19 protein-coding genes and 1 pseudogene are annotated in these 20,612 nt (G+C 61.1%); 10 read left to right on the top strand and 10 right to left on the bottom strand.

The genetic code is table 11. From position 1 onward, the window contains the following. Nucleotides 1–6: 6 nt before the first annotated feature. The gene (locus AC1D2N_RS25235) at nt 7–1,080 is read right to left on the bottom strand and encodes an ABC transporter substrate-binding protein (protein ID WP_026188806.1); all 1,074 of its coding nucleotides are present in this window, start codon (nt 1,078–1,080) and stop codon (nt 7–9) included. Nucleotides 1,081–1,297: 217 nt separating this feature from the next. Between AC1D2N_RS25235 and AC1D2N_RS25230 the strand changes: the two genes are divergently transcribed. From AC1D2N_RS25230 to AC1D2N_RS25210, 5 genes are all read left to right on the top strand, one after another. Next, entirely contained in the window at nt 1,298–2,083 is a 786-nt protein-coding gene (locus AC1D2N_RS25230) for an IclR family transcriptional regulator (RefSeq protein WP_018246869.1), read from the top strand. 407 nt (nt 2,084–2,490) lie between these two features. Beyond that, complete coding sequence (locus AC1D2N_RS25225; RefSeq protein ID WP_130653965.1) at nt 2,491–3,843, top strand: LLM class flavin-dependent oxidoreductase; 1,353 nt, start codon at nt 2,491–2,493, stop codon at nt 3,841–3,843. Between the two features lie 10 nt (nt 3,844–3,853). Beyond that, nucleotides 3,854–4,705 (top strand): ABC transporter permease, encoded by an 852-nt coding sequence (locus AC1D2N_RS25220; protein ID WP_130653966.1) that lies wholly within the window; start codon nt 3,854–3,856, stop codon nt 4,703–4,705. Between the two features lie 41 nt (nt 4,706–4,746). Continuing rightward, nucleotides 4,747–5,730: an ABC transporter substrate-binding protein gene (locus tag AC1D2N_RS25215; RefSeq protein WP_028732416.1), complete on the top strand. Its 984-nt coding sequence runs from the start codon at nt 4,747–4,749 to the stop codon at nt 5,728–5,730. 9 nt (nt 5,731–5,739) lie between these two features. After that, nucleotides 5,740–6,510, top strand: a complete 771-nt coding sequence (locus AC1D2N_RS25210; protein ID WP_028732415.1) for an ABC transporter ATP-binding protein — start codon at nt 5,740–5,742, stop codon at nt 6,508–6,510. Between the two features lie 20 nt (nt 6,511–6,530). On the opposite strand, the pseudogene AC1D2N_RS25205 reads toward AC1D2N_RS25210, so the two are convergent. The 6 genes and pseudogenes from AC1D2N_RS25205 to AC1D2N_RS25180 form a co-directional block, all read right to left on the bottom strand. Continuing rightward, nucleotides 6,531–6,704: pseudogene (locus AC1D2N_RS25205) on the bottom strand (chloride channel protein); the annotation flags it as partial. Nucleotides 6,705–6,751: 47 nt separating this feature from the next. Then, on the bottom strand, nt 6,752–7,660 hold the full coding sequence (locus AC1D2N_RS25200) for a homocysteine S-methyltransferase family protein (protein ID WP_065277279.1): 909 nt from the start codon (nt 7,658–7,660) through the stop codon (nt 6,752–6,754). 120 nt (nt 7,661–7,780) lie between these two features. Further along, nucleotides 7,781–8,470: an ABC transporter permease gene (locus AC1D2N_RS25195; protein WP_065277280.1), complete on the bottom strand. Its 690-nt coding sequence runs from the start codon at nt 8,468–8,470 to the stop codon at nt 7,781–7,783. A 12-nt stretch (nt 8,471–8,482) separates the two neighbouring features. Next, a complete protein-coding gene (locus tag AC1D2N_RS25190; protein ID WP_018449087.1) occupies nt 8,483–9,208 on the bottom strand; it encodes an ABC transporter permease in 726 nt (241 codons plus the stop codon). Nucleotides 9,209–9,220: 12 nt separating this feature from the next. Further along, a complete protein-coding gene (locus AC1D2N_RS25185; protein ID WP_027683029.1) occupies nt 9,221–9,994 on the bottom strand; it encodes a transporter substrate-binding domain-containing protein in 774 nt (257 codons plus the stop codon). Nucleotides 9,995–10,041: 47 nt separating this feature from the next. After that, nucleotides 10,042–10,821, bottom strand: coding sequence for an ABC transporter ATP-binding protein (locus AC1D2N_RS25180; protein ID WP_018246857.1), 780 nt, complete (start codon nt 10,819–10,821; stop codon nt 10,042–10,044). 162 nt (nt 10,822–10,983) lie between these two features. On the opposite strand from AC1D2N_RS25180, the gene AC1D2N_RS25175 reads away from it, so the two are divergent. The 5 genes from AC1D2N_RS25175 (at nt 10,984) to mctP (ending at nt 15,511) form a co-directional block, all read left to right on the top strand. Continuing rightward, on the top strand, nt 10,984–11,448 hold the full coding sequence (locus AC1D2N_RS25175) for an Lrp/AsnC family transcriptional regulator (protein ID WP_065277281.1): 465 nt from the start codon (nt 10,984–10,986) through the stop codon (nt 11,446–11,448). 102 nt (nt 11,449–11,550) lie between these two features. Continuing rightward, the gene (gene mctS, locus AC1D2N_RS25170; RefSeq protein WP_018246855.1) at nt 11,551–12,936 is read left to right on the top strand and encodes a two-component system sensor histidine kinase MctS; all 1,386 of its coding nucleotides are present in this window, start codon (nt 11,551–11,553) and stop codon (nt 12,934–12,936) included. Beyond that, nucleotides 12,933–13,577, top strand: a complete 645-nt coding sequence (gene mctR / locus AC1D2N_RS25165; RefSeq protein ID WP_018246854.1) for a two-component system response regulator MctR — start codon at nt 12,933–12,935, stop codon at nt 13,575–13,577. Before mctS ends, mctR begins: the two co-directional genes overlap by 4 nt. A gap of 271 nt (nt 13,578–13,848) precedes the next feature. Continuing rightward, entirely contained in the window at nt 13,849–14,046 is a 198-nt protein-coding gene (locus tag AC1D2N_RS25160) for a DUF3311 domain-containing protein (RefSeq protein WP_018517713.1), read from the top strand. Next, complete coding sequence (gene mctP / locus AC1D2N_RS25155) at nt 14,036–15,511, top strand: monocarboxylate uptake permease MctP (RefSeq protein WP_115157876.1); 1,476 nt, start codon at nt 14,036–14,038, stop codon at nt 15,509–15,511. Before AC1D2N_RS25160 ends, mctP begins: the two co-directional genes overlap by 11 nt. Before the next feature lie 90 nt (nt 15,512–15,601). On the opposite strand, the gene AC1D2N_RS25150 is transcribed toward mctP, so the two are convergent. The 3 genes from AC1D2N_RS25150 to AC1D2N_RS25140 form a co-directional block, all read right to left on the bottom strand. Beyond that, nucleotides 15,602–17,563 carry a HAMP domain-containing methyl-accepting chemotaxis protein gene (locus AC1D2N_RS25150; protein ID WP_130653969.1) on the bottom strand — a complete coding sequence of 654 codons (1,962 nt, stop codon included), beginning with the start codon at nt 17,561–17,563 and terminating at the stop codon, nt 15,602–15,604. Between the two features lie 528 nt (nt 17,564–18,091). Beyond that, on the bottom strand, nt 18,092–19,162 hold the full coding sequence (locus AC1D2N_RS25145) for an LLM class flavin-dependent oxidoreductase (protein ID WP_115157874.1): 1,071 nt from the start codon (nt 19,160–19,162) through the stop codon (nt 18,092–18,094). Between the two features lie 58 nt (nt 19,163–19,220). Beyond that, nucleotides 19,221–20,597, bottom strand: a complete 1,377-nt coding sequence (locus tag AC1D2N_RS25140) for an LLM class flavin-dependent oxidoreductase (RefSeq protein ID WP_018246849.1) — start codon at nt 20,595–20,597, stop codon at nt 19,221–19,223. Nucleotides 20,598–20,612 lie beyond the last annotated feature (15 nt).

The raw sequence follows: 20,612 nt of genomic DNA, 5'->3' as shown, positions 1-20,612 counted from the left end.
CCGGGATTACTTGGTGGCAAGCAGCTTGTCGAAGAGCGCCTTGTCGTAGTCCGAGTAGATATAGCCGTCAGCCGGGAACTTGTCGGCCCGTGCGAGGTAGCTGCCGATCGTGCTGTCGTCGATGACAGGCAGCGGCACCTTGACGAAGGCCGGAACGTCCTTGCCTTCCAGCGCCTGCACAGCGGTGTAAACGGAAAGCGCGCCGAGCCAGTTGGGCTGCATGGTCGCCCAGCCCTTCAGTCCCTTCTCCTTCCAGAGCTCCAGGAACTGCCTTGCGTTTTCGCCTGTTGTCGGCACCTGGTCGCGGCCCTGGCGCTCGAAGGCGAGGACAGAGCCGGCCGACAGGGCGCCGCCGAGCGACAGCACGCCGTCGATTTCCGGATTGGCGAAAAGCAGGCTGGTCATCGCTTCCTGTGCCGGGGCGACGTTATATTCCGTATTCGTCTCGGTGATCACCTGGAGACCGGGATTGGCATCGAGGACCGGCTGGGCGCCCTTGCGGCGGTCGTCGCTCACCGAAATGCCGGCCGGGCCGTTCATGATGATGATCTTGCCCTTGCCGCCGAGCTGGCCGACCATCCACTTGGCGGCGGTCGCGCCCCATTCGTTGGAATCGGTGTTGATCTTCGCCGTCACCTTGTCGGTGTTGACAAGGCTGTCGAAATTCACGACGGCGATGCCCTTGTCGCAGGCGTCTGATATGACACGGTCGAGCGCGTTGGAGGAACCGGCGATCACGACGATGGCGTCGACATTGGCGTCGATCATCGACTGGATATGCTGGATCTGCGTCTGGGCGTTGCCCTGCGCGTCCGTGATCATCAGGTCCTTCACAAGGCCCGCCTTCTTCAGTTCCTCCACTTCAGCCGTGATGGTGCCTTCGGTCTGCTTCATCCAGGTCGGCACCGAATAGATGTTCGCCCAGCCGATCGTATAGGGCGCCTTCCTGTCACCCTTGATGCAATTGGCGGCGGCTGAGGCCGTGCCGGCCGAAAAGACGAGGAGTGCCGCAGCGGCGGCGGCACCCGCAAGAAGGCGGCGGCGCAGCGAAGCGGAAATGCCGTTTTCAAGATTCTTCATGTCGATCCCCTTTTTTGTGTGCGGCAGCGTTGACGGCTTGCCATCTATGTCCAATATAATGTACATGTGATCTATATACCGGACGAGGCGATCTTATGCCGATTTTTTTACCTCGCAAGAGGGGTGCAAAAATTTCATTCGCGATGAATGACGGGATCGATTGACAGATGCGGCAGACGGCTTGAAAAGCTTGGCCGGACAAAAAAGGATCGACGCAATGGATGCAGTTCAGGACGAAGCAGCCGGCAAGCGCGCCCGAGGGCTCGACCGCGCCTTCGAGATCCTCGATTTCCTGCGCCAGAAGCGGCAGGCCTTGAAGCCGAACGAAATCGCCGCACAGATCGGCGCACCGCGCTCGTCGGTCTACGAGCTCGTCAACCTGCTACTGCAGAACGGCATTCTGGAATTCACCGGCGGCGAGGGGCGTGTCTATCTCGGCCGCAAGCTCTACTTCCTCGGTGCCGCCTATGAGAACCATTTCGATTTCACCCGCGAATGCGAGGCAGCGCTGGAACAGCTTGCCGACGAGACGCGGGAGACGGCGCAGTTCTGCATGCTGGATGGAAACAGATACACGGTCGTTCGCATGCGCGAAGGCGCACGCCCGTTCCGCATTTCGACGGATGTCGGGCAGTCGGTGCCGATCCCGTGGACGGCCTCGGGCCGCCTGCTCGTCGCGCATCTGTCGGATCAGGAGATCCTGACCTTTATTCCGCCGCAGGATTTTCGCCTGCCGAACGGCGAATGGCTCGAGCCGCAAACCTTCATCGCCGAGGTGCGCCAAGCCGAGCGTGAAGGTCTCTTCACCTTCAACAGCATCGTCGACAGTTTCACCCACTGTTTTGCCGTACCGGTGCGGGGCGAGGAAGGTCATGCCGCCGCAACGCTCTGCCTCGTCACGCCGCGCGACGACGGCATTGCCAACCGCGACCGCTACCTCGACTGTCTGAAGAAGGCGGCCGCCGGCCTCGACCATGCCCCGACCCGGCCGAAACGAGGCTGATGCCTGAGTACATCAAGGCATCGATGTCTGGTGGCACGGATGCTCGTGTGTAACCCGGCATACAATTCCATGCTCGTCAAATCGGATCATGTTCGCTCCGGCGGCGCTGCAGCGGGCACAGGACGCTAAGAAGAACTATCCCTATTGTTGTCGTCTCAGCCGGGCTCTTCGCCACGCCGGCAGATCCCGCTTGCCGGACCGCGCTCGCATACCCCGGAGTAGCCGCCCCGATCGTTGATTTCCGATTTACCGCCAATCCGGGAAATCTATTCACTCTTCCTCCGAAACTATGAAATTAAGTTTCTCTATAAAATTAATAGAGAACGTATTTTAGTAGTCCAACAGCCAATTTTATACTTGGCCTTGGGGAAGGCCGAGCTGTTGACGGCAAACGGAGAGGACACGAAATGACACGGAAAATCAGACTTGGGGCATTTCTTCCCGGCGGCGGACAGCATGTTGCTTCATGGCGGCATCCCGACCAGCCGGCCGACGGCGCGACCAGTTTCGAGTTTCACAAACGTCTCGCTTTGACGGCCGAGCGCGGGCTCTTCGATGCTTACTTTCTCGCCGACGGGCTGGCTGTCGGTTTTGGCGGTGCGCGCGAAGGCGGCAACGCCCGCGTCGCCGGCTTCGAACCTGTGACGCTGTTCTCCGCCCTTGCGCCTTTCACCACTCATCTCGGCTTTATCGCCACGTCCTCGACCACCTACGAAGAGCCTTACACAACCGCCCGCAAGTTCGCCTCGCTGGATCTGATCTCGGAGGGCCGCGCCGGCTGGAACGTCGTGACCACGACGGGCGACCTGACGGCGCAGAACTTCAACCGCGACACCCAGCTTCCGCATGCCGACCGATATCGCCGCGCTGCCGAGCATGTCGACGTTGTCCGCAAACTCTGGGAAAGCTTCGAAGACGACGCATTCATCCGGGACAAGGACTCCGGCGTGTTCTTCGACCCGTCGAAGCTGCACGACACCGACCATCGCGGCGAGCACTTCAGCGTGCGCGGTCCGCTCAACGTGTCGCGATCGCCGCAGGGTCATCCCGTCATCGTCCAGGCCGGTCAATCCGAAGACGGACGCGGGCTCGCCGCAGCAACGGCCGAGGTCATCTTCACCGCCCATCAGCATATCGAAACCGCCCAGGAGTTCTACCGGGACATCAAGGCACGCGCCCGTGGTCTCGGCCGAAATCCGGATCACATCCTGGTCATGCCCGGCGTATCCGCTTTCGTCGGCAGGACCGAAGCGGAGGCGCGCGAGAAATACGACCGCCTGACCTCGCTCATCGTCGAAGAAGACGGGATCGGCCTCCTCAATGGGCTGACCGGCGGCACGCTCGACCTGCACGGTTATGACCTCGACGGGCCTCTGCCGCCCGCGCCGCCGACGGAAGGCATGAAGAGCCGCCAGGCCCTCATCCGCCAGATCGCCGATGAAAACAACTTTACCATTCGTCAGCTCTATCAGTGGATCGCCTCCGCTCGCGGTCACTACACCATCGTCGGAACGCCCGAACAGATCGCCGATACGCTGCAGAAATGGTTCGAGAACGAAGCTGCCGACGGCTTCAACATTCTGCCGCCCTGGCTGCCGACAGCGCTCGACGATTTCGTCGATCTGGTCATCCCGGAACTGCAGCGCCGCGGGCTGTTCCGGACGGCTTATGAGGGCAAGACGCTTCGCGAAAACCTCGGCCTGCCTTTCCCGACCAATCGATGGGCTGCAGGACGTGCCGCTCTCCAGGCAGCAGAGTGAGGAGCGGTCCATGTCTTATGAGATCAACCAGACTCTTCCGAGAAGCTTCGGCCGCCTGAAGAGCAGCGAAAGCAATATTTCCACTCTCGCCTCGCATGCGCGCGGCGTGCTCGCATCGCTTTTGCCGCGTTATGGCCTTCTCATCGGCTTCCTCGTGCTCTGGCAGGTGTCGAGCACCAGGGGCTGGGTCAATCCCGCGGTCTTCCCGCCCTTGAACGTGATCCTGTCTGCTCTTTGGACCAATCTTGCCAACGGCGCGCTGCTGGATGATATCGCCATCAGTCTGCAGCGATCCGGAACCGCCTTTGCCTTTGCCGTGGTGATCGGCATTCCGCTCGGCCTGTTCATGGGCCAGGTTCGTGCTGTCGAACAGGCGCTCGATCCGATCCTGCAGCTCTTCCGCCAGACCTCGGCGCTGGCGCTCTATCCGGTCTTCATCCTGCTGCTCGGCCTCGGCGAGACATCCAAGATCTTCGTGATCTTCTGGGCGACGCTGTTCCCGGTCCTGCTCGCCACGATCAGCGGCGTCAAGGAGGTGGACAAGAAGCTTATCGAGATGGCGCGGACCTATGGCGCCGGATCGCTGGCGATCTTCCACCGCGTCATCCTGCCGGCGTCGGTGCCTGCGATCTTCGTCGGCCTGCGTCTTTCGGCGACGACTGCGCTTCTCCTGCTGATTGCCGCCGAGATGATCGGCGCCAACAAGGGCATCGGCTTCCAGGTGATGAACGCCCAGTACAATTTCCAGATCCCGCTGATGTTTGCGGCGATCCTTCTGCTCGCCTTCCTTGGGCTTGCAGCCAATGCCTTGCTCGTTTTGCTGCAGCGCCGCCTCTGCCGCTGGTCTCAGCCGAGCCGCTGACCTGCTTTCACCGATTTTCCTCTTCCGAAAAGGACCACCACATGACATTCCATCCCCGCCACATCCTTCTGCCGGCTGTGATCGCTCTCGGTCTTGCCACGCCGGCCGCAGCCACCGATACGGTGAAGCTGCGCTACCTTGCCAGCCAGGGCGGTCTTGCCGCCCATGAACTCGCCGCCGAACTCGGTTATTTCGAAGGCACGGGCATCACGCTGGAAAATGTCGGCTACGCCCAGGGCGGCCCGGCCTCGCTGATTGCACTGGCATCGGGTGATGTCGAAATCGGCAGCGCTGCAACCTCCGCCGTCCTGAATTCGATCATCGGCGGCAATGATTTCGTCGCCGCCTATCCCTCGAACGGCATTAATGATGAGGTGCAGTCGACCTTTTACGTGCTGGAAGACAGCCCCATCAAGGGTATCAAGGACATCGCCGGCAAGAGCATCGCGGTCAATACGCTCGGCGCGCATCTCGACTATACCATCCGCGAGGCCTTGCATTCCGTCGACCTGCCGACGGACGCAGCCAATCAGATCGTCGTTCCCGGGCCGCAGCTTGAGCAGGTGCTGCGCTCCAAGCAGGTGGATATTGCCGCCTTCGGCTATTGGCAGACGACCTTCGAGGGGGCCGCGCTCAAGAATGGCGGCCTGCGCCCGATTTTTGACGATACCGACGTGCTTGGAGACATTGCCGGGGGCTTCGTGGTACTGCGCCGCGATTTCATTCGCCAGCATCCGGAGGTCTCGAAGATTTTCGTCGAGCAGTCGGCCCGCGCCCTCGACTATGCCCGCGAACATCCTGAGGAAACCAAGAAGATCCTGGCCAAGGCCCTCAGCGAGCGCGGCGAGAACGCTGATATCGCGCAATACTTCCGCGGCTATGGCGTGCGCGCCGGCGGCCTGCCGGTCGAGCGCGACATCCAGTTCTGGATCGACGTGCTGGTTCGCGAAGGCAAGCTGAAGCAGGGCCAACTGGCGGCCAAAGACATCCTCTTTACCGCCGATGCCAAGCCGGCAAGCAACTGAGGAATGGTGATGAGCATCGCTGAGGACACGCGCCGCGGAGAAGTGACGATCCGTCACCTCTCCAAATCCTACAGGTTGAACGGGGCACCTCTACAGGTTCTCAGGGATGTCAACCTCCACGTCCGCTCCGGCGAAAGCCTCGCCATCGTCGGCGCCAGCGGCTCGGGCAAGACAACCCTGCTCAGGGTTCTGGCCGGTCTTGAGGATTCCGACACGGGTGAGGTTCTCGTCGATGGCAAGGCGGTGCGAGGCGTCGGCGCAGAGCGCGCCGTCATCTTTCAGGAACCGCGCCTTCTGCCCTGGCTGACCGTGCTCGACAATGTCGCCTTCGGGCTGAAAACAAGGGGCCTGTCGCGTGAGCAGGCGAGGGGACGGGCGCGCCATTATGTCAAGCTCGTCGGCCTGCAGCAGTTCGAGGCGGCCTATCCCCGGCAGCTCTCCGGCGGCATGGCCCAGCGCGTCGGCATCGCCCGGGCGCTTGCTGTCCAGCCCGAGATCCTGCTGCTCGACGAACCGCTCGGCGCGCTCGACGCAATGACCAAGATCGGCATGCAGCAGGAACTCGCACGGATCTGGCGCGATGAGGATGTGACGACCATCCTCGTCACCCACGATCTCGAGGAGGCGATCTACCTGGCCGACCGGATCCTGATCCTGCCACGGGAGAAGGGCGGCGAGCCGCGTCTGATCGAAATCGATCTGCCCCGCCCTCGCGACCGCAGCGCGCCGGAATTCGTTCGACACCGCGAAGAGCTGCTGAACCTGTTCGGACTGCACTGACGTCTACAGACGCCAGCCTTCGCAAAGAGCAAAGTATTTGCCCGGGACAGTTCGAACGGGTCGACGCCATATCCGCGTGTGATGTGCTGACCGCGGCGCGCGATCTTCTCGGTGAGGGTCGAGCGACACAGCAGAAGGATGGTGACGGCATAGGCCACCACCGTTGCGGCGAGGAGCGGAACGAGCGTGCTGACGAACACGGCGTCAAATTGCGACATAGCCGAGTTCCCGACGTGCCGCTTTAACCCAAAAGCGTCTTCCTCAAGCGATGGATATGGGCGGCGCCAATGCCGCAACAGCCGCCGATGATGGTCGCGCCGGCTTCGGCCCAGGAGCAGGCATAACGCGAATAGGCGTCGTCATTCAGATCGGCGCGGGTATCGTGCAGGCCTTCATTGGCGGCTGCGTCGCCTGTTTCCCCTTCGAAGGCATTGGCATAGACGCCGATTTCGATGTGAGCATCCATCTTTCGGAAGACCCGGGCTGCCGTCTCCACAGCCGCCTGCATGACTTCGGGCTTGCTGCAATTGAACAGTAGAGCTTCAGCGCCCGATGAAACCGCCCAGGATGCCGCATCCTCGACCTTTTCTCCGGAGCGAAGCTTCGGTTCGCCGCCACTGATGGCTGCCTCGTCATCCGCCAATGTGAAGGAAATCCAGAACGGCTTGCCTGATGTCGCCACCGCCTTGCGGACGGCCTCTGCCTCGGCCATCAGGCTCAACGTCTCGCCGAGCCATATATCGACGAAGGGGCCGAGGTTCTCGACAAGCACCTGGAGATAATCCTGCACCCGCGAAGGCTGAAAATTCTGCGGCTCATATGAACCGAAGATCGGCGGTAGCGACCCGGCGACCAGCACCTTCCGATCGGTAACGGCATCCGCCGCCTCGCGCGCCAGGCGACCGGCGAGACGGATCAGCGCCGGCCCTTCCTTCCGGAACCGATCCTCGCCGATGTGAAAGGGCACGAGCGCATAGCTGTTCGTCGTAACGACCTCAGAACCGGCGGCGATAAATTCCTGGTGTACCCTACGGACGATATCCGGCGCATTGATCAGCGCCAATGCCGACCATTCCGGTTGTTTCAGTTCGGCACCCAGCCGCAGCAGCTCGCGGCTCATGCCGCCATCGAGAATTCGCGTCGTGCTCATGAAGCAGTCTCCATTCAGTCTGTCGCGCCGTCATCGGCGGCGGGCTTTTCATAACAAAGTGGGCGAGGTGCGCGTGGTTCGTGCGCCAGGGAGTTCATGGGGCGGTCCTGTTCCGTCGGCCTAGCGGCGAACCGGCACCTGCGCTTCGAGACCTCGAAAGACGCGGGCGATCACTGCGGTCAGCGCGAGATAGAAGAGGGTGACGACCAGCAGCGGTTCATAGACGAGCAGAGTGTCCTGCCGAACCTTGTTTGCCACGGCGTAGAGATCCATCACCGTCACCGTAAAGGCGAGCGGTGTCGCCTTGAGCTGCATGACGATCTCTCCCGCAATCGTCGGCAGGGCGATGCGAATGGCGCGCGGCAGCCAGATGCGGCGGGTCAGCATCCAGGGTGAAAGGCCGAAGGCCCGGCCGGCTTCGAGCTCGCCCTTGGGAACGGCAAGCAGCGCGCCGCGCAACACTTCTGCCTCATAGGCTGCGTAGTTCAGGGTAAAACTGACGGCCGCGAAGAAGAAGCCCTCGCGCAGGATCGGCCAGAACAGGCTCTGGCGGATGCCGGGGACCATCGGCAGCAGCGAGCCCACCCCGTAGTAGAGAAGCCACAGCTGTATCAGCAGCGGCGTGCCGCGAAAGAAGGTGCAGTAGCTGCGGGCGAGCAGCCGCGTCAGTCTGCCGCCGCTGACCTGCGCGAAGGCGAGGCCTATGGCGATGGCGAAGCCGAACACCACGGAGATTACCAGCAGGCAAACAGTCTGCCAGGCGCCGGTCAGAAGCAGTGGCCAATAGGAAGAGATCCAGGTGAAACTCATGGGGCGCTTTCTTCAGGCAAGGCGCGGCTGTCCCCGCCGTACCCGTCCCTCGATCAGTTTGAAGACGACGTTGGAAACAAGCGTGATGGCGAGATAGAGAAGGGCCGAAGCAAGGAAAAAAACGAAGTAATGCTTGGTGCTTGCCCCGGCAAGACGGGTGGCGAGCGCCAGTTCCTGGTAGCCGACGACCGCCACCAGCGCGCTGTCCTTGGTGACCGACATCCACAGATTGGCAAGACCCGGCAGCGCGTTTGGCAGGAGCGCCGGCAGCAGGACCCGGCGGAACCTCAGCACCGGTCCCATGCCGAAGGCCTTGGCGGCCTCGATCTGGCCGACGGGAATGGCGAGGATCGCGCCGCGCAGCACCTCCGTCATGTAGGCACCCTGGACGAAGCCCAGCACGGCGACGGCCGCGACGAAGCCGTTCACATTGACCGGTGGCAGGTCCAACGCGGCGAGCAGCCGGTTGAGACCATCGGTGCCGGCATAATAGAGCCCGACGATCAGGATCAGCTCGGGAACGGCGCGGATCAGCGTGGTGTAGAGATCGAGCAGGAGACGAAGCATGCGATTGCCCGAAAGCTTTCCAAGCGCGCCGCCCGTGCCGAGCAGCAGGCCGATCGCGAAGGCGCAAGCCGAGATGGCGACCGTGGAGACCGCACCTGCCAGAAGAACGCCGCCCCATCCCGGAGGATAGGGAGACAGCAGGTCCAGAATACCTTGTTGCGTGGTCGCCATCGTTCCGACTGCTTACTTCGCGCCGTAGATGTCGAAATCGAAGTACTTCTTGTTGATGGCGTCGTATTGGCCACTGGCACGGACGGCGGCAATGGCTGTGTTTAGCTTGGCTTTCAGTTCCGTGTCTTCCTTGCGCAGGCCGCCCGAAACGCCAGCTCCGAGAATCTCCTTGTCGTCGGCGACGTCGCCCATCTTGGCGCAGCAATCCTTGCCGCCATCGCTTTTGAGGAACGCGTCAAGTGCCAGTGAATCGCCAAAAACATAGTCGATACGACCGGAAGCGAGATCCTGAAAAGCCTCATCGAGCGTCTGATAGGTCTTTTCCTCGGCAGCCTCGGCAAAATATTTCTTGTAATATTCCGACTGGATCGTCGACACCTGGATACCGATGGTCTTGCCCTTCACGTCCTCGGCAGTGGCGCCCGGCTTCTGGTCCTTGGGACCGATCAAGGTGCTCGGCGTGTTGTAATATTTGTCGGTGAAGTCGATCACCTTCGAGCGTTCCGCGGTGTTCGACATCGACGACCAGATCACGTCGAACTTCTTGCTCTGGAGCGCCGGAATGAGACCATCCCAGGAAATCTCGACGATCGAGCATTTCTCCTTCATCTCTTCGCATACGGCATTCATAAGGTCGATCTCCCATCCCTGCCATTGGCCGGAGGCGTCCTTGGCGAAGAAGGGTGGATAGGATTCGTTCATGACGCCGAAGCGGACTTCGGCCTGTGCGGTGACGGCGGAAAGCGCTAGCGCTACACCGGCGAACAGTGTGGGGAGCAGTTTCATTCGCAGGATTCTCCTGGTTTGTGTTGTCGATGATAGATCGATGCGCATCAGTGGGCGCTGAGGCCGGTGAATTCCCGGCAGCGGGCGCTGACCGGCGCCCCGAATATCTGCTCCGGCGAGCCTTCCTCCTCGATCCGTCCCTGATGCAGGAAGAGAACACGGCTGGAGACATCCCGGGCAAAGCGCATTTCATGCGTGACGATCAGCATGGTCCGGCCTTCTTCCGCCAGATCGCGGATGACCTTCAGCACCTCGCCGACCAGTTCCGGATCAAGCGCCGATGTCGGCTCGTCGAACAGCATGACATCAGGATCCACGCAGAGCGCTCTGGCAATCGCAGCACGCTGCTGCTGACCGCCGGAGAGGAAAGCGGGATAGGCGTCGCGTTTATCGAAGAGCCCGACCTTGTGGAGCAGGGCCTCAGCCTTTTCGATAGCCTCGCGCCGCGAAATGCCCATGACGTGTACCGGCGCCTCAATGACGTTTTCCAGCACCGTACGATGGGCCCAGAGATTGAAACTCTGAAAGACCATCCCCAATCCGGTCCGTATCCGCTCGATCTGCCGCCAGCTGCGCGGCTGCAGCCGGCCGCCCCGCCCCATCTTGAGCGCGATTTCCTCGCCGTTTACGGCAATGCGGCCACGATCAGGCGTTTCCAGGAAATTGATGCATCTGAGAAAGGTGCTTTTGCCGGAGCCCGACGAGCCGATGATCGAAATCACATCGGACTTTGCGGCCTGCGTCGAGATACCCTTGAGAACCTCTTGCGAGCCGAAGCTTTTATGGAGATCTTCGACGCGAAGAGCAGGAAAGGGTTGATCTGGCATGCATGGTTCCGGCTGAATTGAATTTGCGAAGGATAATGATAAAATAACGCGGTTTTTTCGCGCAGTTTTCATCTATTCTGCATATTTTATGCAAAATAATCTTCCTCGTGCGGCAAGTACGGCAGAATGCGCGAATTGTTGCGGCGAGACTAGGATTGGACAATGGAACAACTCGATCGTTTTGACCGTGACATTCTCGATATCGTTCAGCGCGACTGCCAGCTGAAAGCCGAAACGATCGCCGAACGGATCGGACTGTCGGTCTCGGCCGTGCAGAGGCGGCTGAAGCGGCTGCGCGAAGAAGGGATCATCAAGGCGGAGGTGGCCGTCGTCGACCGCAAGGCGACGGGCACAGCGATGGTGTTCATCGTCGGGATGGAGATCGAGCGGGACAATTACGACGCGCTGGCCAAGTTCCGCCTCTGGGCGGAGAAGCAGGATCACGTCCAGCAGGTCTATTATGTCACAGGCGCGGTCGATCTGATTGCGATCGTCACCGCACGCGACGTCGAGCATTACGACGACATCGCTGCCTTGATCATGGCTGACAATCCGCAGATCCGCCGCATGCACACGAATGTCGTTCTGCGCGACGTCAAACTCGGCCTCTTCGTCCCGCTGGAATAGCGCAGACGCGATGGCTCCACCGGCATTGGTCCCGACAAGCCGCTGGACTCGCATTTGACAAAGGGCATAATTCCCGGCGCAAATTCTCGGGAGGAATGATCGTTGACGTTACGACACCAGATCATCGCATTGGCGATCGTTCCACTCGTCATTTCGATCCTTGCGATCACCACCTTCATCACATGGCAATCGGCAAACCTCGCCAAGAACAGCATCGACACGTTCGAGCAGAACATGCTGAAGACCAAGGAAGCCGAGATCCTCAACCTGACCAACCTTGCCCTGTCCGCCATCCAGACGATCTATGACAATGCCGGTTCCGATGACGAAGCCGCCAAGCAGCAGGTCGCGGCGATCCTGACCTCGCTCGATTACGGCAAGGACGGATATTTCTTTGTCTATGATTACGACGGCAACAACATCGTCCATCCGCGCCAGAGTTTCCGCCATGGGCACAATTGGCTCGACCTCACCGACCCGGATGGCGACAAGGTCATTGCCGAACTGATCGCCACGGCAAGAGCGGGCGGCGGTCTGCATCAGTACAAATGGCAGAAGCCATCGACCGGACAGATCGCCGACAAGCTCTCCTTCGTCGTCAGTCTCGACAAATGGCACTGGGTCGTCGGCACCGGCGTTTACCTGGATGACGTCTTTGCCCAAAGTGCCGCCGCCAACGCCGGGATGCGCGCCAACATAAGACGGACCTTCGTCATCGTCGCGCTGATCGCCGTGCCTTCGGTGCTCGTCGTTTTCACGACCTGTATGCTGCTGACGTTCCACGAGCGGCGTATGGCCGACAGCCGGCTCAAGGCGCTGACACAGCGGGTCATCGATACGCAGGAAGAAGAGCGCGCACGGCTGGCGCGCGAGTTGCACGACGGCATTTCCCAAAATCTCGTCGGCGTGCGCTATGCGATGGATCTTGCCGGCCGTAAAGTCAGAACCAATGTCGACGATGCGGCTGTCACCATTGACCGCGGTGTCGAAGCGCTGAACAGCGCCATCAAGGAAATCAGGCGGCTGTCGCACGATCTGCGCCCGCGCGTGCTGGACGACCTCGGCCTGACGGCTGCTCTCGAGGCGCTGTGTTATCATTTTGCCGAGCGGACGGGGATCGAGACGAAAATCGACGCTTCGGGCTTCACCGACACGCTGAAGGCCGAAGCCAATACCGCGCTTTATCGCGTCGCACAGGAAGCGTTCAACAATGTCGAGCGGCACTCGGGCGCCTCCCGGCTTACGGTCAAGCTCTGGAGCGACGGCGGCCGGGCCCGCATGACTATCACAGACAACGGCAGTGGCTTCGACGGCATCAAGGAGGGGGTCTCCGGCAGATCGGGTCTCGGCCTGCGCAACATGCAGGAGCGGATGGCCCACTTCCGCGGCCTGCTGTTGATCAACAGCAGCGAGACCGGGACGACGCTGACGGCGATGATGCCGAAATCGGCCAATCGTCCCGCCGACCAGCAGGCTGAAGCCGCATGACGGAACGCCCGAAAATCAGGGTGCTCTTGATCGACAATCATCCGCTGGTACTGGACGGGTTGAAGGCCGTGCTCGAAACATTCGAGCATATTGAAGTTGCCGGAACGGCCGGGCTTGCTCAAACAGGTCTCGAGATCGGCCGGCAAGTCCTGCCGCAGGTCGTGCTGATGGACATCAACATGCCGAAGCTGAGCGGCATCGATGCCATCGAATTGTTCAGGAACGAACTTCCCCAGGCGCGGGTCGTGATGCTCTCCATGCATGACAGCCGCGAGTATATTTCCTCCTCGGTCATGCATGGCGCTGCCGGTTACATCCTGAAGGACGTTTCGACCGACGAGATCGTCTCGGCCATCGAGACCGTGGCAGGTGGGGGGACATATTTCTCGTCCGGCGTGTTCGACGCGCTGATGGGCGAACGCGCCGAGGAGGGGAGCGATCCCCTGACGCCGCGCGAACGCGACATTCTCGGGCTGATCGTTGCCGGCAGGAGCAATAAGGAGATCGCCGACGTGCTCGGGATAACCTCCGCCACCACGGAAACCCATCGCAAGAACCTCAAGAGAAAGCTCGGCATCACCACCACGGCGGGCCTCATCCGCTACGCGCTCGATCACGGCATCGTCTCGAAAGTCGGGTAAATCTAGCCTACCCACTTCTGGGTAGGCTCCGGCATTTCGGCGGCGCGCCCATCTTGTGAGGACAAAATCAACGCCATAGGACTCCATCCACGGCTGGCCAAGTGCGAGCCGGTGGGAGGAATTCACATGTATTACATCAGCTTTCGATCGGTCGAAAAACCTCAAGCGACCCGAACCCGGCCTGCCGCGGCCGCCGGCTGACAGACCTGCCTTCCACGCCGACAACTGGAACATGGCGACCGCCGTCGCGGCGCCTGAAAGGTATTCCGACATGGAAAAACCACGTAGCAAGGCAGCGCTGTGGCTGCTCATCATTCCGTACATAGGTCTGCTCTGGCCGCCCTTCTACAATGTCCGCGAGCCGTCGCTTTTCGGCTTTCCGTTCTTTTACTGGTATCAGCTTCTCTGGGTGCCGATCACTGCGACGCTGACCTGGATCGCCTATCGGAGCACCCGCCATGACGACTGACATCAACGGCACGGCGCTTGCCGTCTTCATCTTCTTTTTCGCGCTCGTCACGGTCATGGGCTTCGTCGCCAGCCGCTGGCGCAAGCCCGAAACGCTGGCCCATATCGATGAATGGGGCCTTGGCGGACGCAACTTCGGCACCTGGATCACCTGGTTCCTCGTCGGCGGCGATTTTTATACCGCCTACACCGTGATCGCCGTCCCGGCGCTGGTCTATACTGTCGGAGCCTACGGCTTCTTTGCGCTGCCATACACCATCGTCGTTTACCCCTTCGTCTTCATGGTCATGCCGGTGCTGTGGAAACGCGCCAAGGATTTCGGCTATGTAACGGCTGCCGACGTCGTTCACGGTCAATACGGATCGCGCAGTCTCGAACTCGCCGTGGCGGCAACGGGCGTCATCGCCACCATGCCGTATATTGCCCTCCAGCTCGTCGGCATGACGGCGGTCCTGAAGGCGCTCGGGCTGCATGGCGAGTTGCCGCTGGCGATCGCCTTCATCGTGCTGGCGCTCTACACCTACTCCGCGGGTTTGCGCGCACCGGCGCTGATCGCCTTCGTCAAGGACATCATGATCTATATCGTCGTGATCGCGGCCGTCGCACTGATCCCGTCGAAACTCGGAGGCTACGCCAACGTCTTCGCCTCGGCCGATGCGGCCTTCCAGGCCAAGGGTTCCGGCAACCTGCTGCTCGGCGGCAATCAGTATGTCGCCTATGCCACGCTCGCTTTGGGTTCAGCGCTCGCGGCCTTCATGTATCCGCATACGCTGACGGGCATCTTTGCCTCCAACAGCGGCAAGACGATCCGCAAGAATGCGATCATGCTGCCCGCCTACACGCTGCTGCTCGGCCTTCTGGCGCTGCTCGGCTATATGGGGCATGCCGCCAACCTGAAGCTCGACAGCGCCAATGACGTTGTTCCCACGCTGTTCAAGACGCTGTTTTCGGGCTGGTTCTCCGGCTTCGCCTTTGCGGCGATCGCTATCGGCGCGCTGGTGCCGGCAGCGGTGATGAGCATCGGTGCCGCCAATCTCTTCACCCGCAATTTCTGGAAAGCCTATGTCGATCCTGACGTCAGCGATGCCGGTGAGGCCAAGGTTGCAAAGATCACCTCGCTCGTGGTGAAGATCGGTGCGCTTCTCGTCATCATCTTCCTGCCGACGCAGTTCGCACTCGACCTGCAGCTGCTCGGCGGCATCTGGATCCTGCAGACGCTTCCGGCGCTGGTCTTTGGCCTCTATACCAATTGGTTCCGCGCACCCGGTTTGCTTGCCGGCTGGTTCGTCGGCTTCGGCGGCGGTACTTTCCTCGTCTGGGATGCCGGTTGGAAACCTTTGCATCTGATCAGCCTCGGCGGCGAACCCTTCACCGTCTACACGGGACTGCTGGCGCTTGCGGCAAACATAGGCGTTGCCCTCGTGGTCAATGCCCTGCTTCCGGCCAAGGCTCCGGCTCGGGCATAAGATTCAAATGCGAAGGGCAGCAAACACTGCCCTTCGTAAAATCATGCCGCTTTGGCGTTCCAGCATAGACTGGAGGGAAATCAGGGCGACTTAAAACTCTTCCCAATCGCCGGCCAATGCCGCATTCCCATTCGTCTGGAACGACTTACTCACTTTGGCAACCATCTGGCGCGCAGGCGAGGGCGCCGGTTGAGCATGTGGCGCCGCGGCAGCGGGCTGCGCTACGCGCTTCGGTGCCACCGCTCCGCCAATGTTGAACTGGCCCAGCAGCTGGAACAGCGCGTCGGCTTCCTTGGCCAGGTTGTGGGCGGCCGCTGTGGCTTCTTCCACCATGGCGGCGTTCTGCTGCGTGCCCTGATCCATCTTGTTGACAGCGGTATTGATCTCTTTCAGCCCCGTCGCCTGCTCTTGCGAAGCGCCGACGATGGCCCCCACATTGCCGTCGACCTGCTGTACCTGCTCCGCAATCTCTTTCAGCGCCTTTCCGGTCTCGCCAACCAGGGCAACGCCGCTTTTCACGTGGCCGTTCGAAGCGTTGATGAGTTCCTTGATTTCTTTTGCTGCCTTGGCGGAACGTTGCGCCAGCTCGCGCACTTCCTGAGCGACGACGGCAAAACCCTTGCCTGCCTCACCGGCGCGGGCGGCTTCGACGCCGGCATTGAGCGCAAGCAGATTGGTCTGGAACGCGATTTCATCGATGACGCCGATGATGCTGCCGATTTCGGTGGCGGAGGATTCGATCTTGCCCATGGCATCGACCGCATCCCGAACGACGCTGCCCGAGCGCTCCGCACTGTCCTTCGTCTTGCGAACGAGTTGGCCGGCTTCCTGAGCCTTGTTGCTCGAGTCGGCAACGGTGGTCGTGATCTCTTCCAGCGCAGCCGCGGTTTCCTCGACGGAGGCTGCCTGCTGTTCGGTCCGCTTGGCGAGATCGTCGGAGGCGGAGCGGATTTCCTGTGCACCGGCCGCGATGGCGCTGGCGTTCTGGGCAACCTTCTGCATGGCGGCACGGAGCTTTTCGACTGCAGAATTGAAGTCGGCTCTGAGCTTTTCGAGAGAGGGAATGAACGGAGTGCCGATCTGCTGTGTGAGGTCGCCGTCAGCCAGCGCCTGCAATGCATCGCCAAGCTGGCCGACGGCTTGGTCCGTCTGCTCGGCAAGGGTGCGGCGTTCATCGGCATCCTGTTCGAGGCGATGCCGCTCCGTCACGGCTCTCTTCGCCTCGGCGTCAGCTTCCCGTTCCGCCTTTGCTGAAATTGCGTCGCGCAGCCCTGCCACCGCCCGTGCAAGCTTGCCGATCTCGTCGCCCCGCGCTTCGAGGCGACGATCGCCATCAAGATTGCCCTCCGCCATTGCTTTCAGCGAAAGCTGAAGTTTTGCCAGCGGGCCGACGATCGTGCGTGCGGTGACGGCGGCTGCAACCAGTGAAAGGACAGCCGCAATGCCGAGCGCGGTCAGCGCCAATGGCTTGAAGCCGCTTGCCGTGCTGCGAACCTCGCCGCCAATCGATTTGTTCAGCGCTTCCTGATAGTCGATGAATTTGTTGATGGCGCCAAGCCAGGCAACGAAGGCCGGTCGAGCCTGTTCGAGCAGGATCTTGCGGGCAGCCTCGCCGTCGCCCTTCTCCTGCAGTGCAATGATCTGGGCGACCAATGGATTGGTCTTCGCCTGGATGTCCGCGATCTCACCGAGAATGGTCTTTTCCTGTTCCGTCGCACCGGCCGGAGAGGCGACCATATCCGCCATGCGCTTTTCATTTTCGGCGTAGGAGGCCGCCAGCTTTTCGATCAATGCCTCGGCGGCCTTCCGTTCATCGGCAGACGTCACCAGAGTGACGTCGCGAATGGCAATCGCCCGATCATGCACGCTGCCGCGATAGTTGATAGCAAACCGCTGCTTCACGCTGTTGACGTCGTTGATGGTTCCAAGCTTATCGTTGATCTGCGCAACTTTTTCCGTCGAATAGATGGTCAAGCCGACCATCAGCAATAGGAGAACGCTGAAGCCAAGCGCCAAGCGCGCCACAACCCCGAAACTCATGGTATTCTTCATATGCACTCTCCCCTCGCGGTGAGGTTTGTTGGAAGGATGTCTCGCAGCCAGGATTGCTTGTCATATCTCGTTCGAATGCCGAGCCTCGGTATGTCTCCGAGTGCATTCCGACAGGCACCCCTGTGCCCGGAATCGCGCTTGAGATACGGAACATCTGTCAAAGCAATAAAAGCCGATTTCATGCGAAGTTCGGGTGCCTGACCCGCCATCATGGCGGAGGTGACGAGCCTAAAGAACGTCGCCCCGATGTCTAAAAAAAATTAGAGGAATATATTTTAGAGAGTGTAAACGGAGCCGACGGAGCATGCTATATCGCCATATCTGGATAGCATTTGCGCTTTTCGGACGGACTATTTGAAGAGCGCTCTCCCGGTGGTTGCGAAATCCGCGGACTCCCCTGCGCAACAAGGCTCTGCGGCTTACCTGCGACTACGCGACGCCGTCCTGGCATCGGGTGGTGATTTGCTGAAAGGTCTCGGCAACGGCATGAGTTGCAACTGCGGTGCCGGAGCGCTGGCGCTTCCGGCTTTAGCGGCGTAGCAGCGGAAGAAGCTGATCGCCCTGCCGCTTGATCTCGGAGAGATACGGCGTGTCGGACAGCACGAAGTGGGTGATGCCGAGATCCTGGTATTTGCGCAGCGAGCCGGCGACATCCGCCGCCGAACCGACCAGCCAGGTGGTGCCGGCACCACCGCCACCGAATTTGCCCGGCGCGGTATAGAGGTTGTCATCGAGGACGTCGCCACGCTCATGCAGCTCGAGCAGCCGCTGCTGGCCGACGGCGAGCGCGCGCTGGTGATCGTGCCAGCCGCTGCCCTTGCTTCTGGCCATCTCTGCGACCTTCGCCTCGGCATCGGCCCAGGCCTGTTCGGTGGTGTCCCGGACCAGCGTCGTTATCCGCAGTCCGAATTCCAGCGGCGGGAGGTCGCGGTCCAGCTCCCTGCTCAGCGCCTTGAGCCGCGCGATCCGTTCGCGGACACCATCGAGCGGCTCGCCCCAGAAGAGCTGGACATCGGCCTCGGTGGCGGCCACCCGCTCTGCCGCTTCCGAGGCACCGCCAAAATAGAATTTCGGGTGCCGACGGTCGCCGCGGACCTGGATGCGCGGCACCACGGTAGAGTCGGCAACCCGGAAGTGCTCACCCGCCGAAGTGACATTGTCCTCGGTCCACAGTCTGCGGACCAGCCGCATGAACTCCTTGGTGCGGCCGTAGCGATGCGCCTGATCGCCCTCGCTGTCGCCGTAGGCAGCCAGATTGTCCTTGCCCGACACGATGTTGATCCGCACCCGGCCGCCCGTCAGGTGGTCCAGCGTCGCCGCCGCGGACGCGAAGTTTGCCGGTCGCCAATAGCCCGGGCGGATCGCAATCAGCGGCTCGAAGGTGGTGGTCCGGGCGGCAAGTGAGGCCGCGACGGTGAACGTGTCGGGACGGCCCCAACCGGTGCCGATGAGCGCGCCCTTCCAGCCATGTTCCTCCAGCGCCCTTGCGTGGCTGGTCAGCGTATCCAGGCTGTTGTGGTTCTCGACAGCGGAATCGCCGCGATGACCGGCTTTGACGTCGTTGGGAATATACCAGAGAAATTCGGAATTATTGCTCATGCATGCTGCAGTTCTGTGTGATTGGAACAAGGAAACCAGGGGGAAGCCCCCTGGGAAATCATACGGCCGCCTGCACCTTTTGCTGCTGCCCCGCCTGAACCACAAAGCCATTCGGCGGGCGCTGAAGGCCCAAGTTCTCCCGCAGCGTCGTGCCTTCATATTCGTGCCGGAACAGACCGCGCTTGCGCAGGATCGGCACGACCTGATCGACGAAATCGGTCAGAGCGGTGGGCAGGATCGGCGGCATGATATTGAAGGCGTCGGCAGCACCATTCTCAAACCAGCTCTGCATCGCATCGGCGATCTGCTCGGGCGTTCCCACAACCGTCCGATGGCCACGAGCGGTGGCGACCGCCAGATAGAACTGGCGCAGCGTCAGATTGTTGCGCGAGACCAGATCGGAAACCAGCTTGAGGCGGCTTTTGTTGAGTTCGGTATTTTCAGGCAGGGGAGGGGCGGGATCGTCCAGCGAGTAGCCGGAAAGGTCGACTCCCTTGTAGTGGCGGGCAAGGATATTCCAGGCGATGGAGGGATGAACGAGCGATTGGATATGGTCGTAGTTCGCCTGGGCTTCCGCTTCCGTCCCGCCGAGAACAGGGAATATGCCGGGACTGATCAGCAGTTCGTCCGGCCGGCGTCCATAGCGGGCCAGCCGCCCTTTGACGTCGGAATAGAATTCCTGCGCATCCTCGAAGGTCTGGTTGGCGGTAAAGATCATCTCGGCCGTGCGGGCGGCAAGTTCGCGCCCCGGTTCGGATGCCCCGGCCTGCACGATAACAGGATAGCCCTGAACCGGACGGCCGACGTTGAGCGGACCGGCCACCGAGAAGAATTTGCCCTTGTGATCGACGAGATGCACCTTGTCAGGATCGAGATAGACCCCGCTTTCCTTGTCGCGGATGAAGGCATCGTCCTCATAAGAATCCCACAGGCCCTTAACCAGGTCGACGAATTCCTCGGCCCGCTCATAACGATCGGCATGGGCGGGATGGCCTGCGATTGAAAAATTCTTCGAAACATCCGCTCCCGTCGTGACGACATTCCATGCCGCACGACCCTTGGAGATATAGTCCAGCGACGCAAATCTGCGGGCGAGGAGGTAAGGGTCCTCGTAGGTCGTCGATGCCGTGGCGACGAAGCCGATATGTTTGGTCACCTGCGAGAGGGCAGCCCAGAGGGTCAGAGGCTCGAAATGCGCGCCCTGGGCGGTGCGGCGAAGCGCTTCCGGGTCCTTGGCGCGGTCCCATCCAGCCGGACTGTCGGCGACGAAGACGAGATCGAATTTGCCGCGTTCGGCGGTCTGCGCAAGCTCGCGGTAGTGATCGATATTGAGGCCGGCATCGGCCTGCGCCTCCGGATGACGCCAGGCGGCAATATGATGGCCGGTCGCCATGATGAACGCGCCAAGCCGCATTTGCCTTTTCGATGTGCTCATTGGCTTATCTCCAGA

This window comes from Rhizobium sp. P1_B8, from assembly GCF_056406515.1.
Note: the sequence above shows the minus strand (reverse complement) of the source record. Positions and strands in the feature narration are given on the sequence as shown.

Coding starts and splice junctions, on each gene's coding strand:
- mctP (WP_115157876.1), top strand. CDS start 14,036: ATGACGACTGACATCAACGGCACGGCGCTTGCCGTCTTCATCTTCTTT.
- AC1D2N_RS25200 (WP_065277279.1), bottom strand. CDS start 7,660: ATGAGCACGACGCGAATTCTCGATGGCGGCATGAGCCGCGAGCTGCTG.
- AC1D2N_RS25175 (WP_065277281.1), top strand. CDS start 10,984: ATGGAACAACTCGATCGTTTTGACCGTGACATTCTCGATATCGTTCAG.
- AC1D2N_RS25230 (WP_018246869.1), top strand. CDS start 1,298: ATGGATGCAGTTCAGGACGAAGCAGCCGGCAAGCGCGCCCGAGGGCTC.
- AC1D2N_RS25210 (WP_028732415.1), top strand. CDS start 5,740: ATGAGCATCGCTGAGGACACGCGCCGCGGAGAAGTGACGATCCGTCAC.
- AC1D2N_RS25190 (WP_018449087.1), bottom strand. CDS start 9,208: ATGGCGACCACGCAACAAGGTATTCTGGACCTGCTGTCTCCCTATCCT.
- AC1D2N_RS25150 (WP_130653969.1), bottom strand. CDS start 17,563: ATGAAGAATACCATGAGTTTCGGGGTTGTGGCGCGCTTGGCGCTTGGC.
- AC1D2N_RS25160 (WP_018517713.1), top strand. CDS start 13,849: ATGGAAAAACCACGTAGCAAGGCAGCGCTGTGGCTGCTCATCATTCCG.
- AC1D2N_RS25195 (WP_065277280.1), bottom strand. CDS start 8,470: ATGAGTTTCACCTGGATCTCTTCCTATTGGCCACTGCTTCTGACCGGC.
- AC1D2N_RS25185 (WP_027683029.1), bottom strand. CDS start 9,994: ATGAAACTGCTCCCCACACTGTTCGCCGGTGTAGCGCTAGCGCTTTCC.
- AC1D2N_RS25220 (WP_130653966.1), top strand. CDS start 3,854: ATGTCTTATGAGATCAACCAGACTCTTCCGAGAAGCTTCGGCCGCCTG.
- mctR (WP_018246854.1), top strand. CDS start 12,933: ATGACGGAACGCCCGAAAATCAGGGTGCTCTTGATCGACAATCATCCG.
- AC1D2N_RS25235 (WP_026188806.1), bottom strand. CDS start 1,080: ATGAAGAATCTTGAAAACGGCATTTCCGCTTCGCTGCGCCGCCGCCTT.
- AC1D2N_RS25225 (WP_130653965.1), top strand. CDS start 2,491: ATGACACGGAAAATCAGACTTGGGGCATTTCTTCCCGGCGGCGGACAG.
- AC1D2N_RS25180 (WP_018246857.1), bottom strand. CDS start 10,821: ATGCCAGATCAACCCTTTCCTGCTCTTCGCGTCGAAGATCTCCATAAA.
- AC1D2N_RS25215 (WP_028732416.1), top strand. CDS start 4,747: ATGACATTCCATCCCCGCCACATCCTTCTGCCGGCTGTGATCGCTCTC.
- AC1D2N_RS25140 (WP_018246849.1), bottom strand. CDS start 20,597: ATGAGCACATCGAAAAGGCAAATGCGGCTTGGCGCGTTCATCATGGCG.
- AC1D2N_RS25145 (WP_115157874.1), bottom strand. CDS start 19,162: ATGAGCAATAATTCCGAATTTCTCTGGTATATTCCCAACGACGTCAAA.